The sequence below is a fragment of the Bacteroides sp. An279 genome, from assembly GCF_002159615.1.
In the GTDB taxonomy this organism is placed as follows: Bacteria; Bacteroidota; Bacteroidia; order Bacteroidales; family Bacteroidaceae; genus Phocaeicola; species Phocaeicola intestinalis.
In genome coordinates, this window is sequence record NZ_NFJA01000090.1 from 1 (window position 1) to 15,366 (window position 15,366).

Here is a 15,366-nt window from a genome sequence, read left to right on the forward strand (position 1 = left end):
TTTCGCCCCTGTTCTTCGTCAGATAGCCCGCTATCTTCCTCATCACAGAAGCGAAAATGCCTCAAAAACTCATCCCAAATCATCGCACGATAAATTCAAAACAGCTTCTCAAAACCGTTTCTTAATTCTTAACCGGCAGACGTTTCCATAACCAGCGGGGAAGCAAACGCCAGGCTCCTACCAGCAGACGGTAACGCCAGTCGATGACTACCATACGCTGCTTGCGGTGAATAGCACGGACAATGCAACGTGCCACCTTACCGGGACGCATCAGGAACGGATAATGTTTTCCGTCGTTCAGCAAATCTGTCTGGACAAACCCTGGACGGATATCGGTAAAACAGATACCTGTCCAGCCATGCATGCAGGCAAGCTGTTCAAGGGCGTCGATGTAGGTATTCTGATATCTTTTGGTCGCCGAATAAGCAGGAGCGATGCCCAGTCCCTTGGTGCCGGCAATGGAGCTGATTACAGCAATGTGCCCTTCGCCCCGGTTTCCGAAATAACGGAATGCCGCATCTACCATACGGGTGAACCCTACTACATTGGTCTGTACCGTATCAGTCTCGATATCGGCATCGAGGTTGTAATTCTGATGTCCGATACCGGAACAATGCAGATACAAGTCCATACCACCTAAATCAGTTATCAACGCCTCCAGTTCGATAGGGGCATTTTCTTTCCGGATGTCTATTACACGGTAATAAATGCGCGCAGGAGCCTTACGCTGAAATGCCTTCAACAACCCTTCACGACGTCCGGCTATGCCCAGTATCCAGCCTTCTTTCAGCAAAAGACAGGCGGTTTCATATCCGATGCCGGAGGTAGCTCCTACAATGACTGCACGTTTCTGATTCTGTAGATTCATAAAAGTCAAGAAGTTAAGTAGTTCGTACTTCATAGATAAAAGATTCTGATACAGGAACACCTTCGGCATGCCGGTTATAATAAAAGTCTCCATTCAGGGGCATACGTTCATTAAGCATGGCAAATGCCGGAGAAAGGTGTGCACAGAACACATCGTAAGAATGACGGTTGGCACGTTCACCCGTATCATCCCGATAAAACACGGCATAATGGTTGAGCGGGTAATCCGCAATCAACCGGTTCAGGTATTCGGCCCAGCCGCGTGCCTTTCCGGGCGTAATGCGGTCGAACAGGTTCGACACATTGAAAACTATCAGTTCCGATACTTTTGCATGCATTTTCCAGAAAGCCGGAGGCACTTTCTCAGCCTGAGTATAGAAATTTGTCTGTACCAGACGGTAAGCATCCGAACGAAACATCAGACGCGCAATATCAAGCATTTCTTCTACCGGACACACCCCCAGATAGGCAAGGTCGATGTGCGGCAAACGTTTGCACACATCGGCAAATGCCAGTCCCGAAGATCCACCCTCGTAGGCAAGGTCGCAAAAAACCACCCTTGCCGACACGTTGCGGACAGCAGGGAAAAGCCATCCTCCTACCAGTTCGTAGAAAGCGCGGGCCGCACAATAACTGCGCCGCATATAATAATAGGTATACAGTTGTACCAGCCGGTCAGGATACCCGGCAAACTGAAAATCGCAACGTCCGTAAGCTATCTGTTCACGTACCTGTGTATCATCGTTGACATTGACAGGTATCTTGGGAAACAAATCTGCGACTACTGCATCGAATGTTTGCCCAAAAGGCTGCGACAAGGGATAATTATCAGAACACAAGTCCCATCCCGATTTGAGGTCAGGCAATTCGAAATCACCTTGGCAAAACCGGTCGAGTGGCACGTGGATATAACCGTTATGCATACGGATATACTCCATCAGCTTGTAAAACGTAAGGCTGGCTCCCAATATTCGTGGGTTTCCGGTCAGGAAAAGTTGCTTACGGGCACGGGTGATTGCCACATTCAGCTTACGGTCGATTATCGCATCGCCTTCACGAAACGTATTGGCAGTCAAGAAGTTCAGCTGATTGAAATCGCGTACAGTAAACGAATAGATAATGACATCACGCTGGCTTCCCTGATAACGCTCTACCGTATCGATGGTTACTTTCTCCAGCTCAGGAATATCCAGGTGTGCCACTTCCCGCCGTATCATGGCTATCTGATTGCGATAAGGCACAATAACCCCCACAGTCTTGCCAGCATCAAAAGCCGTTCCCATAAACCGGTAGATGCGACAAAGCAAAGTAGCGACAATGCGTGCTTCGTAAAGATTACTCTTTTCGGAATGAGCCGTATCTGCCGGCGTATCGGATGCAATGAACACCATACGCCGGTACAACATCAGCCTGTCAAGGTTGTCTTCGGGTTCACGAAGGACGTAAGGCAACGCTTCTTGCTGATGCGGAAGCGGTACCGGTTCCAATTGTTCGCGGGAATAAAACGCATGGTCAGGAAACTCTGCAATTAAAGGATGCATCCGTCCTTGCTTGTGCAAAATACTGCAAAACTCTGGTTTGCACCCACGGTACAAGCGCTCGAACAAAGAATTACGGCAATCATTCAATCCGATTTCCAGCAGCAAAGGGTCGGTCACCCGGGCTTCTTCCTCGCTTTGCAAAGCAATGGCAGGTAATTGCTTGTAATCGCCTATCAGGACAAACTTGCCAATGGCATTCCCGTCTTTGTGACGCGCAGAAAGAATGCCTATAAGGTCGGGCTCCAATATCTGCGAAGCCTCATCGATGATAGCAAGGGTGAAACGTTTTAAATGGAAGAGGTAAGGACGTCCGTTAATGGCGGTAGTAGTTCCCACGAAAATACGGGTGCGGAGTATCTTCCCACGGATATCTGCCAGTTTAGGACAATCGGCAAGACTATTATTCAACAGATAAGGCACAAACCGCTTATCGCAGGCCAGTTCGTTCCCGATGCGGATAAAGGGATGCCGTCCGGCAATGCCCGAACTGGTCAGCATATTGCAGATTTCATCTACAGCACGATTGGTATAAGACAAAAGCAACAAAGAACACGCCGGGTCGGTCAATGCTTCTTCCACCATATAGCGCAGGGCACACGAAGTCTTGCCCGTTCCCGGTGGACCAACCAGCAGGAAATAATCATCGCATTGCTTTGCTTTCAAGACCAGTTCATCAAACCTTCCGTACGAACCGTTCAATGTACGTGAAGTATCCCGTCCGGGCACACGCCTGCCCAGCAATAAGTCCTTTCGGTCGGTAGAAGCGGAAAGGAAAGCATACAGTCCACGGATGGCATTGCCGGCAGAAGCATCCGAGAAATCGTGCTCAATGGCAAAAGTATCTGTATCCGTTCCGATGATGTCGGGATTCTGTTGTCCGTTACGTAACTGGACAAGTATCCTGTCGGGATAAATCTCTACCAGATTACCTTTCATCAGGATATGCCGGCGCACATCAGGTTGACCACGATAAGCATACAGCACGACTATATCTCCTGTACGGAAATTAGGAAGGAAATCATCTCCCTGCCGAGGTACACTCAATTCTATCCGATCGTATCCTTTACCTGGTGCACTCTGACGGCGGGAAAGAATCTTCAAGCCCAACAGGATGTTACCCGCCTCTATTTTCCCGGCAAGGGGCGTATGCCACAAACCGGCAAACCCTTGCGATGAACCGGTATTCCCTCCCGTCTTTCCCAACAATTGCTCCTTGGATACAAAAGTGAAAAAACGGCGGAAATAAGCCTGTTCCAACGGGTCTCCCTGCTTGAGGAGGTGAATCAGACTGCTCAATTCAGGTTCCTGATAACGGGTCCAAAGCTTGCCGTGGTCTTTCTTCTCATTCAGTACCTCCACATCCAGTTGGTCTATGATTGCAGCGATACCCCCGTTTGCCAATATTATTTCGTTTGCCACAATCTGATTGCGCAAACGGATACATTCGCGAAACAAGCTTTCCGAAAAGTGTTCCAGCATCAGCCCGTCCTGGTATTTCGAATACAACAGAAGAGTTTGCGTATCATCGGCACTCCTGCCGAAACCGTACATCAGTACCCCCTGATAAAGCATCATCTGCACATAATGGTCTTCTTTATGACGATGATTGTACTCATCCCGTTTGCCCGATTTCTGTTCGATAAGCACCTTCAGGTCCTTTTGCAACAGGTCGGCACGCCCTTGAAGGCCGAGACTTTCGCAAATGAAAGATGCTTCCAGCCAAGCCTCCCGCCGCTCGAACGCTTCCAGGTTATGCGGCAAAAGGTCGTGAACAAACGAACGTATGTTCATCATCTGTGTCTGTGCCAAAGAGTGGAAATCATTGGGAATCTCACACGTACAGAACTCCAATGCCGATGTAGCGAAGAATTTCTTCACCGTTTGGGCATAAGTGACAGGAATATCCTCCTGCTCGTTGATGTAATCATCGAGAAACTGTCCGGCAAGGTTTCCCAACAGGATATGGTATGTATTGGCTTTTGGCCTGATTTTGTTGATGAAATAATTGAGCGGATGATGCCCGTACTCACGGAAGCAAACGGCAAGTGAACTGATATCTATCAGGTAATCAGGGTGTACCACAATCAGTTTCGGAACATACTCGTGATGTTCGTCGATACGTACATCCAGCAGATTGAGCTGCATGTTTTCAGTCAGAAGCCCGGACAAATAAGCCATATCACCGTTATATCCGCCTTCCCTGTAATTGATGATGATAAACGGGTCTTCTCCGTTATCGGTAGCTGCATAAATACGTTCATCGGTCCAGCTGGAGACCACCGCACGCACATACGGTACATGCTTCAAAGAAGAGACGTGATACGGACGGTTCTGATGAGGAAGGTCTGCTATCAGTGATACCGGAATATCTTCACCGAACGCCACCGACACAAAACGGCAAAGTGCACGCAAATCGGAAAGATAGGTTTCTTTATCGGGAGAGAATCCCTTGTGCATCGCTTCCTTAGCATTCCGGCGCATGGTCTGGACGGCATAACGGTCGGATGGTGTCATCCCCTTTTCCTTGCATACATAGTCCAGCCTGGAAAACAAGTTGGAAAACGAAAGGGTAATGCCTTGCGTCAACTCGTAACAAGCCTCCTCCAACACCTTGTAAAGGGCGGCGTATTTAGGCTTTATATTTTCGGGAGCAACTGGAGGTCTATGATGTATCTGTTCGATTCGCCGGTACAAATCAAACGCCTGAAGTTCGATGCGTTCTGCCATGTTCAGAGGGCTTCACCAGGAATATGCTGCACACAATATGCTTTCTCCAATGCCGGATACAGTGAACGGTAGGTCTCGGTAACATCCTGCATCAAGACTCGCGCCGGACTCGTCTCCGTCCGGCTGTCATCATATCCGGGTAATAGTACAGAAGTCATACCCAATATAAATTCATAAGTACTTCCGTTGGTCAGTACGATATGTATCCGAGTCTGATCCGTATCCTCTGTCTGCGTAAAGATACCATGCAACATATTACTGGTCGAAGCCGAAGGATAGATGGTGACAATACCCGACGCAGCCTCCTTATCGGTATAGGTGAACACATATTTTCCACCTGCCTGCACCAACGGGGCGCTCTCAATATCACGTTGAATGGCAAGTGTCTGGCTTTGTGTAAGCTCTGCACCTCGCACCACGCCTTCAATGCGGCTTATCGTATAGGTTGTTTCGGGATAAGCCACGGTAACCTGCAGGGTATACCGGTTCCATGCCCGGTCGGTAATGTTCAGTTCGGCACTGCCCAGTCCTACAGGTATCACGGTCAATACATTCCCATCATACCGATAGTCGATAACAGTGGTATCGGGATTGGTAATGACATACATCCCGTCACCACCCGAAATATGAAACGTAGCCCCTGCGCTGTACGGGCTGAGCGTCAGGACACTGTCGGTAAAATCCAAGTCTGCCTCTGATGAAAGCGACAAAAAAATAGCTCCATAATCATCGTCCTTACACGAAGCAAACGAAACAATTCCAGCCAGCAGGACGATGTATAATAAACTTCTTACAAGAGTCTTTCTCATATCTTCATTTCCTAATGTTATACAATGAGACAAAGATACGATTTTTATTTTTCCAAAATACTCCTCTGCAGGGGATAAAGGAGTTAAAAGGCGTTAACTCCTTTTTCATTCCTCGCTAATGGTATAGTCTCCAGCCTTTTCGGTAATTACCTGTTGCAAAGCATCCAATGGCAATGCTTTGCCATCAGCATAAGTAAGAGTAGCGACAGGAGGTTCCAGTGTCACCTGTGCTTCTACTCCTGCTATCGAATTCAACGCCTTTTCCACATACGTGCGGCAATGATTGCACATCATTCCCTCTACACGATAGGTACGGCTTAAGGCATGCGAAACGACCTGCCCGGGAACAGGCTCCACAGATACAGCCTCTACGGGTTTTCCGATGCGCTTGCGGTGCAGGCGCAGGCTATTAGTCACTACACTAACACTACTCATAGCCATTGCCGCCCCAGCCAGCATGGGATTGAGCAGAAAACCATTTATCGGATAAAGGATACCGGCAGCAATGGGCACACCTATCAGGTTATAAATAAATGCCCAGAACAGGTTCTCGCGGATGGTACGGGTGGTGAAGACCGAAAGCCGGATGGCATCGCTTATCTTACCTAAATCGGACGAAATCAAAGTCATCTTTGCCACATCCATCGCCAGATCGCTTCCTTGCCCCATCGCAATGCTGAGGTCGGCATGTGCCAGTGCCGAACTATCATTGATGCCATCGCCCACCATCGCCACGTGCCTGCCTTCTGCCTGAAGATGCCTGATAACCTCTGCCTTGTCTTGCGGAAGCATCTCTGCACGGAAATCATTGATACCTACCTGGCGGGCTATACTTTGCGCCGTCACCCGATTGTCACCGGTAAGCATCATCACCGATATGCCTTGGCGTTGCAGGTTTTCGACGGCAGCTTTCGAAGTGGGCTTGATACGGTCGGCTATGGCAAATACCCCCAACGCTACTTCGGTGTCGGCAAACCATACAACCGTTTTGGCTTCGGAAGCAAAGACATCCGCCTGTTTCTGTAATTCATCAGCAATACGGATATGATGTTCTGCCAGCAAGCGGGAATTACCCACATAATAAGCTTTGCCGTCCGATATACCTTTAATGCCCTGCCCTGTCACACTTTCCGCATGCTCGATAACAATGCGTGCTCCGGCATCGGCAAGACTTTCCGCATACTGTACAACCGCATTTGCCAACGGATGCTCGGAACATCTTTCTAATGCATAGAAAACGGCTTGCAGATATTTGTCCTGCGTATTCCATACGGCATCGGTTACGACGGGTTTCCCTTCGGTAATGGTACCGGTCTTGTCCAGCACAATCGTGTCTATCTTTTTCGCTACCTCCAGGCTCTCGGCATCTTTGATGAGAATGCCTTGTTCAGCCCCCTTGCCTATACCAACCATAATGGCGGTAGGAGTGGCAAGCCCCAATGCACAAGGACAAGCGATAATCAGCACCGTTACGGCAGACAGCAAACCGTGGGTAAAACCATTTGTCCCGCCCAATACCAGCCACAGAATAAACGTAAGCAGGGCTATCCCCATAATGGCAGGAACAAAAATACCAGCTATCTTATCAACCAGCTTCTGTACCGGTGCCTTGCTTCCCTGCGCCTCTTGCACGGCACGGATGATGTGTGCCAGCATCGTATCAGCTCCCACCTTTTCAGCACGGAAACGGAAACTTCCCTTTTGATTGATGGTTCCGGCATAGACATTGTCGGCTTCTTTTTTCCACACCGGCACGGGTTCGCCGCTTAGCATACTCTCGTCAACATACGAGTTTCCTTCGGTCACCTTTCCGTCTACAGCGATACGTTCGCCCGGTTTTACCACCAGCATATCCCCTGCCTTCACCTCATCAATACCAACCACCTGCATCGTCCCGTCGGCATGGACGAGGGTCACGGTACGGGGTTGCAAGCCCATCAGCTTCTTAATAGAGTTGGACGTCTGTCCCTTGGCACGTTCCTCCAGCATACGTCCCAGCAAGATAAAGGCAATAATCACGCTTGACGCCTCAAAATAGACGTGAGGCATCACGCCACGCTCTAACCAGAAATCAGGAAAGAACAGATTGAACAGGCTGAACAGGTAAGCGATGCCGGTGCTGTTTGCCACCAGCGTGTCCATATTGGCAGAACGATGTTTCAATTGCTTCCAGGCATTGATGTAGAACTCACTCCCCATCCAGAAAATTACGGGTGTGGAAAGAATCCACATAATCCAGTTGGCATAGGGCATATCCATGAAGAACATGCCGATAACAGCAACAGGCAAAGCCAGGGCTATGGCACACAAGGTACGGAAGCGCAAATGCTTGTAACGCTCGGTATGAGCATTTTCAGCCACTTCAACACTATTCTTTTCCGTATCAGTCACCAGGTCATAACCCGCATCTTGCACAGCTTTCTTCAACTGTCCGGGCGAACATTGCGTTTCATCATAAGTTATGGTGGCCGTAGCCGCTGCATAATTCACACTTGCTTCACATACGCCAGGCTGGCGGTTCAGGGTCTTGTCTACCCGTGCGGCACAAGCAGCGCAACTCATACCCAATACGGGAAACGTCTGTTTATGGATTGTAGATTGACTCATATCAATTCGCATTTTATAGTTTGGTTGCAAAGTTAACAAGCCTTTCGGATATACCTTTATATTATTATGGATATATTTTATAAAATATCCCCATACTGCCAATTATAGCAGAAGAGCCAAACCGGTTTGCGAAAATATCTTGATGCATTGAGCGGCATCAATTTGTGCCTTTTGTGTATGCCGGGCATACAGAAAAGGCGCGAAATGTTCAAGGATCTCAAAACATTCAAAAGTCCTCTTTCCTTTCAGACTATTTAACCTGTTCTTTGAAAGAGTTCAGGCAAATAGTCCTATCTTTGAGCAGAACCAAGAACCGAATTTATGAAAAGAACTGTAATACTAGAATTAATGGCATTATGCCTCACCTTGTCAGCTTATGGACAGGAAGTAAACCAAGAACGATCTGTACAACACACAGACAGTACGTTGAAAAGCAATCTTCCCCAAATACACAACATTTCTACTGACAGGATAAAAGAGCAAGCAATAAACAAGGAAACATACACTCTGCAGGCAGACACGGCAAACCTGACCGATATGTCGCACGTAGAATACTGGCTTCTGCCCTGGGGATCCCGGGATATCCACTTCAAAGCTTCGCCCTATGCTTACGATTACGAATCGGAATACAGCTGGGGCAGGTGGCAAGGGTATAGTCTTTGGCAAACCATACCGGCTATGGGTACACTCGCCTATATGCGTTTTTTGTACAATATGGAAGTAGTCTATCGGTTCAACCTGCTGACGGGAGGTTTCATCTCACAATACTCCTTGCCATTACTGAACCCTACAGATCCTACCCTAAATGATTATTCCCTACACCAAGACTTCGGACTGAACTTTGGCATTGAATATCTGTTAACCCCACGCACGAAAATAGGACTGATGTATCAACATTCTTTCCGCCAAAAAATTATCGGGACGAACAGCCACTTCGTGCCCTGGGCTCCGCACGACAACCTGGAACTGAACTTCCGGATGAAAGGCAAAAAAGGAGTCAACTGGAAATTCGGAGTCATGTACGACTTGACTCCGCAATAAAATCCGGCACAAGCAACTATTTGCTACAAACAGACAAAAAGCCCACAAAATCCGACATTTATCGGCAAAATACTTCTAAACTCATGCAATCTTATCTGTTTTTTTATTTACCTTTGTTCTTCATAACAAGTTTTTAAACATAAGGTGTATGAGCAAAGTAGTAATTAATTCGTACGAAGAATTTGAGAGATTGTTAGGCCAGCAAATCGGCGTGTCCGATTGGCTGGAAGTGACGCAAGAGCGTATCAACCAGTTTGCCGACGCTACGCTGGATCATCAATGGATTCATGTGGACGTGGAACGTGCGAAAACGGAAAGCCCTTTCAAGAGCACCATTGTACACGGTTATCTGACCCTTTCCCTGCTTCCGTATTTCTGGAATCAGATTATCGAAGTGAACAACCTGAAGATGATGGTAAACTATGGGATGGACAAGATGCGTTTCGGCCAGGCTGTATTGTCGGGGCAACGCATCCGCATGACGGCTGAACTCCATTCGCTGGTCAACTTGCGCGGCACGGCAAAGGCCGAAATTAAGTTCTTCATCGAAATCGAGGGACAGAAGAAGAAAGCCTTGGAAGGCATCGCCACGTTCTTGTATTATTTCTGTTGAATATTTAAGGAGTTAGAAGGAGTTAGAGGAGTTAGAAGGAGTTAGAAGGAGTTAGAGGAGTTAAGGAGTTAGAAGAAGTTAAGCCAATACCTTCACGAGTGCTTCCACCAACAAAACTAATTGAATATCCGCAAACATCCCATGTAGGGGCGTATGGCATACGCCCTGAAGACATCCACGTGGATTAGTTGACGTATTCGGGCGTATGCGATACGCCCCTACAAGGCAATTGGGTGAAATGCGGATATTCAAAAAACTATTGGCTTCTAACTCCTTAACTCCTTCTAACTCCTTAACTCCTTCCTTAAAACCTCATCGAAGTATAAATCCCGACACATCCGTCGCCTGCTACGGGATTGATTGTCAGCTGATGCTTTTGGGCAAACGGGCGGGTGAAGATGTACGAGCATCCGGCGCCGATGGCTGCTCCGGCAAGTACGTCCCATCCGTCATGCTTTTTGCCGTATATCCGGCTCCAGCCCACGTAGGTGGACAGCACGTATGCCGGAAGCCCCCATTTCCAGCCGTACCGCCTTTGGATGAATGCCGCCGCGGCAAACGATGTGGCGGTATGCATCGAGGGGAACGAATGGCGGTCGCTGTGGTCGGGGCGGTCTTTCCTGATGCTGTACTTCAGGGCATACGTGACGCCTGCCGTGGCAAGGGCGGAGAATGTCCCTTGTTTCAACCCTTCCCAGTCTTTTTGAATCAATACGGCGGTTAGTCCTGCCACGGGAAGCAATACCGCTCCCACATCGCCCGATGTGCGCACCGCCTTGCGCGAACCGCTGACCTCGATTTGCTGGGCGGAAAGCGGAAGCGTAAGGAGGAGCAGGATGTATAGTGTAAATGCTTTCAGCTTCATCTGTTCAGTATAGTTTGGGGATAAATATCAAAAGCCCGATTGCCGCGGAAGCGATGGCGAGAATCAATACGGCTCCGGCGGCCAGGTCTTTGGTCCGCCTGATGGCTTCATCGTATGCTGGAGATACCCTGTCGGCAAGCGCCTCGATGGAGGAATTGAGGGCTTCGGCGGCAAATACCATGCCGATGCACAGGACGATGGCGACCCATTCCATGCGCGATAATCCGGCAAGAAAGCCTGCCGCCAGCACGCATGCGGTGATGGCACAATGTATCCACGCATTGTGTTCGTAGCGGACGAGCAGGTATATCCCGCGGAATGCATAGCGGAAACTCTTCATCCGCTTGCGGAAGGTAAAGCCGTCGTTTTTCATATCCTTACGCACACCTCTACCGGGCAATGGTCGGAACCGAATATTTCGGTATGGATGGCTGCGCTCTCCAGCTTGCCGGCGAGCCGTGCCGAGGCGAGGAAGTAATCGATGCGCCACCCCGCGTTCTTCTCGCGTGCCCGGAAGCGGTACGACCACCACGAGTAAATGCCTTCCTGTTCGGGATAGAAATAGCGGAACGTATCGATGAATCCCGCGTCCAGCAGGGTCTGGAACTTCTCGCGTTCCTGGTCGGTGAAGCCTGCGTTCATGCGGTTGGTCTTCGGATTCTTCAGGTCTATCTCCTTGTGCGCCACGTTCAGGTCGCCGCATACCAGCACGGGCTTCTTTGCGTCAAGTTCCAAGAGGTACCGGCGGAAGGCATCCTCCCACGTCATCCGGTAGTCCAGGCGCTTCAGTCCGTCCTGCGAGTTGGGGGTATAGACCGTTACTAAATAGAAGTTCTCCATTTCCAAGGTGATGACACGTCCTTCACGGTCGTGTTCGTCGATGCCCATGCCGTAGCTTACGTTCAGGGGCTGGTGGCGGGTAAAGATGGCGGTGCCCGAATAGCCTTTCTTCTCGGCATAGTTCCAATACGAGGTATAGCCGTCGAAAGCCAGGTCGAGCTGCCCTGCCTGCATTTTGGTCTCCTGCAGGCAGAAGAAATCGGCATTTAGCCGGGTGAATGCGTCGCGGAAGCCTTTGTCGCAGCACGCCCGCAGTCCGTTTACGTTCCAAGAGATGAGTTTCATATATTTTGTTTTTTACTAGTTGACCAGGTATCAGGTACTAGTTGACCAGGTTCTGAATAGTTTTACTAATGGTATCTAAAATCTAGTTACCTAGTACCTAGTCAACTAGCCCCTAATACCTGATTCCCTTATTTCTTTAAATCAAACAGATAAGTCAGCCGGGCACCGATGTACGAATGTGCCGAGCGCGAAAACGGGTCCTTCTTTGAATTGTTGTAAAAATCCGACAAGCCGAAGTAATAACGGGCTTCCAGCACAAAATGACCGATACCCGTACGTACCTCCATGCCGCCCCCGCCTACAATGCCATAATCGAACTTCCGGTCTGCCATCTTGCCGTATTGCTCGTTGGGAGCACGTCCCGAAGGGTCCCAAGGGTCGCTCATCGTTTCTTTTTCCCCTATCAGGTATCCCACTTGCGGTCCCAGGTTGAGCACGAAACGCACGCCGTTCCCCTTGTCTTTCCCGAAAGCCAGGTGGGCGAGCAGGGGGATTTCGATGTAGCTCATCGTGCGGTGATATGTATCGCCTGTCCCATCTTCTATCACTTCCTTCCATCCGCGTTGCGAGAAATTCACTTCTCCCTGTATACCGCATATCATCTTGAAATATTTTTCGCCGATATAACGCACGGTCAGTCCAAATGCCGGCCCTACCTGTTTGCCTTGCTTGAAACTGGGCGTGATACTGATAGAGCTGAAATTGACGCCGCCGTTTACGCCTATGGAGAGGTTGCTCCGCTGGTCTTGCAGTTGCGCCTGGGCGGGAGATGCCCCCAGCAGGCATAGTCCGGTAATGATAAGTATGTAAAGTCTTTTCATCATAAGTAGATGTTGAGAATTAGTTTATTTTAATATCCGCATTCCACCCAATTGCCCCTACATGGGATGTTTGCGGATATTCAAATAGTTTATATAATGTGTCAGCTCAGAAACGCAGATTAACGCAGATTTTCGCGAATTCTTTTGATTTACTATTTTTCGATTTACGAAGTACGATTTAATGCTCAAATAGTAAATTGTCAAATCGTAAATTAAAGTAATCTGCGTTAATCCGCGAAAATCTGTGTTTCTGATAATATTATTTCATTTTGCATACTTACTTATTCAAAATCAAGTTTGACCAGTTCGTAATTTTGCGAGAAATGTACGAAGAATATCTTGCGGTTGATGAATCCGCCCCAGTTATTGACCCGCTCAAACTTGAATCCGGTCTGTATCGGTACCACCTTCATACGGTCCAGATTGTCTTCCAATTTGTTGCCATACTGCGAAAGCCCTTTCAGGAAATAATAACCGATGTCAAACCCCAGCATGCCGTATTTGGGATAGATATTCGCCATATCCTTGCTATACCAGTGCCGGTAGGCATGTGTGAAGTCCACGGCGGCTGGAAACAGGTTGTTGGTATAAAACGACGAATAAAAATACGTGTCCAGTTCGTAAAAGTTGGCAAGGAAATCCTGCGTGTAGGTCTGCCATTCAGGATAACCGAAGAGGTGCATGTCGAAATGCGGATGTTCCTTGCGCACCAGCGTAAGATGAGGAACCAGTTTTGTCAACGCTGTACTGCGTGCCGAAAGCGGTACGAAAATGTTCTGTTGCAGCGTGTCCATCGCACTGATAACCCGGGCAGGGTCAATTTCCCCCTCCAGGCGTATCTGGGTAAAACGCACACCGTTATCCTTCAGTTCCGCCTTCATTCCCTTAATGAAATCGGCTTTTTCAGGGTCGGGCGTACCATCATCAAGGAACACCACATTACTCCGCCCGAACTTACGGAGAAAATGTTCGTATACCTCCGAGTACAGATACGATTGTGGCGTATTCACCTGGTAAAGCAAAGGATTGTTGAACACCTGGTCTACCTTAGGAGCAAACGGCACCACCAACCGGATATTGTTCTGCCGGGCAAAATCCGTCAAGGGAGCAATCGAAGCGGCATTTACCGGCCCCACAATCAAATCCATCTCTTTCATCCGGCTGTCTGCCAGAATTTTTTCGGCACCTGCCTTAGTCTCCTTGGTATCGTAGGCATAGATATCCATCGACACTCCCTGACGTTTCAGGCTGTCTGCCGCCATCAGAAAACCTTCGTAAAACTCCACAATACGTGTCTGTGGCTCGCGCTGTGCACCGTTCTCTTTCGAAAAAGGGAGCACCAGTGCCACTTTAATCGTATGAATGGGTTTCTTTTCAGCAGCATTTTGCCTGAACAGTTCCTCGTTGGTAGGCTCGGCAGCAGCCTGTTTTGCCGCCTCTATCACCTCTGCCATAGCCTGGCGTTCCGCCTCTGGATAAGGGATAAAAAGGAAGGTTCCCCGTTTCAGCTTACCTTTCTTCAGCTCAGGGTTCGCCGCCAGCAATTCTTCTTCACTGATGCCATACTGGCGGCAGATGCTGAATATGGTTTCACGGCGTTGCACCTTGTGCATTGTCTTCCATTCGTCTTTCGCCTGTTCCGAACCCTGTTTTGCAAGAGTAGAAGAAGGTTGTGCCTCTGTCTTTTCATCAGGAGCCGGAACCACGATAACCTGCCCCACACGGAAATTGCTGGCACTCAGACCAGGATTTGCAGCACAAATGGCTTGCGCAGTCACCCCATATTTCACAGTCAGCTGATACAGGGTTTCCCCCCGCTGAATGGTATGATACTGCGGTCCCTGCTTGGCAGCAGATGCTTGCGGGATTTTCAACGTTTCGCCCGTGCGGATTTTCTGGTCGCTTCCGGGATTCAGACGCACGATATCACTTACCGGCACATTGTACATCCGTGAAATAGAATATAAGCTTTGCCCCTGTGCCACGGTATGCAGGAAAAATCCCGCATCGCCCGCGGTCTGTGCGTTCAGTACGGGATTACCTATCCACAACGCAGCCGCTACGCAAAGAATATGAATGAATTTCATCTTTTTGTCTCTTGAATTGTTTGAACGGGCAAAAATACGCATTTTTATCGGTAGGCTAATGGATATTCCCAAGAATTTGCTCTCCGTGTAAGATTTTTTGGGAAATAAAAAGTTCACCACAGGATACAGGGTACCACACAGGAAAATATAATTGATTCAAGTTTCGCAAGTTAATAGATAACCTTCTTCTTGGGATATAAAAGAGGCACAGGGATTTCCGCATATCGCAGAAAATGAGTAATTTTATAGTTGCAAATCAAAAC

The 15,366-nt window shown here is 48.6% G+C and carries 11 protein-coding genes; 2 read left to right on the top strand and 9 right to left on the bottom strand.

What is annotated here, in order from left to right; all coding sequences use genetic code 11:
• Positions 1-121: 121 nt before the first annotated feature.
• From B5F78_RS13565 to B5F78_RS13580, 4 genes are all read right to left on the bottom strand, one after another.
• Positions 122-868, bottom strand: coding sequence for an SDR family NAD(P)-dependent oxidoreductase (locus tag B5F78_RS13565; protein ID WP_022039509.1), 747 nt, complete (start codon positions 866-868; stop codon positions 122-124).
• 13 nt (positions 869-881) lie between these two features.
• A complete protein-coding gene (locus tag B5F78_RS13570) occupies positions 882-5,135 on the bottom strand; it encodes an AAA domain-containing protein (RefSeq protein WP_087406964.1) in 4,254 nt (1,417 codons plus the stop codon).
• 2 nt (positions 5,136-5,137) lie between these two features.
• On the bottom strand, positions 5,138-5,944 hold the full coding sequence (locus B5F78_RS13575) for a hypothetical protein (RefSeq protein ID WP_140400162.1): 807 nt from the start codon (positions 5,942-5,944) through the stop codon (positions 5,138-5,140).
• A 105-nt stretch (positions 5,945-6,049) separates the two neighbouring features.
• The gene (locus tag B5F78_RS13580; RefSeq protein ID WP_087406969.1) at positions 6,050-8,551 is read right to left on the bottom strand and encodes a heavy metal translocating P-type ATPase; all 2,502 of its coding nucleotides are present in this window, start codon (positions 8,549-8,551) and stop codon (positions 6,050-6,052) included.
• A gap of 321 nt (positions 8,552-8,872) precedes the next feature.
• Here B5F78_RS13580 and B5F78_RS13585 point away from each other — a divergent pair, with 321 nt between their 5' ends.
• Positions 8,873-9,592 carry a hypothetical protein gene (locus B5F78_RS13585; RefSeq protein ID WP_140400164.1) on the top strand — a complete coding sequence of 240 codons (720 nt, stop codon included), beginning with the start codon at positions 8,873-8,875 and terminating at the stop codon, positions 9,590-9,592.
• 148 nt (positions 9,593-9,740) lie between these two features.
• Positions 9,741-10,205, top strand: a complete 465-nt coding sequence (locus B5F78_RS13590; protein ID WP_013618596.1) for a MaoC family dehydratase — start codon at positions 9,741-9,743, stop codon at positions 10,203-10,205.
• A gap of 304 nt (positions 10,206-10,509) precedes the next feature.
• Here the strand turns inward: B5F78_RS13590 and B5F78_RS13595 are convergent, their stop codons facing one another.
• From B5F78_RS13595 to B5F78_RS13615, 5 genes are all read right to left on the bottom strand, one after another.
• Complete coding sequence (locus tag B5F78_RS13595) at positions 10,510-11,070, bottom strand: phosphatase PAP2 family protein (protein WP_087406967.1); 561 nt, start codon at positions 11,068-11,070, stop codon at positions 10,510-10,512.
• A gap of 4 nt (positions 11,071-11,074) precedes the next feature.
• The gene (locus tag B5F78_RS13600; protein ID WP_087248916.1) at positions 11,075-11,443 is read right to left on the bottom strand and encodes a diacylglycerol kinase family protein; all 369 of its coding nucleotides are present in this window, start codon (positions 11,441-11,443) and stop codon (positions 11,075-11,077) included.
• Positions 11,440-12,195 (bottom strand): exodeoxyribonuclease III, encoded by a 756-nt coding sequence (locus B5F78_RS13605; protein ID WP_013618606.1) that lies wholly within the window; start codon positions 12,193-12,195, stop codon positions 11,440-11,442. The genes B5F78_RS13600 and B5F78_RS13605 overlap by 4 nt, the downstream gene beginning before the upstream one ends.
• 128 nt (positions 12,196-12,323) lie before the next feature.
• On the bottom strand, positions 12,324-13,019 hold the full coding sequence (locus B5F78_RS13610; RefSeq protein WP_087406968.1) for a porin family protein: 696 nt from the start codon (positions 13,017-13,019) through the stop codon (positions 12,324-12,326).
• A gap of 278 nt (positions 13,020-13,297) precedes the next feature.
• On the bottom strand, positions 13,298-15,103 hold the full coding sequence (locus B5F78_RS13615; RefSeq protein ID WP_087406970.1) for an amino acid ABC transporter substrate-binding protein: 1,806 nt from the start codon (positions 15,101-15,103) through the stop codon (positions 13,298-13,300).
• Positions 15,104-15,366: the final 263 nt, after the last annotated feature.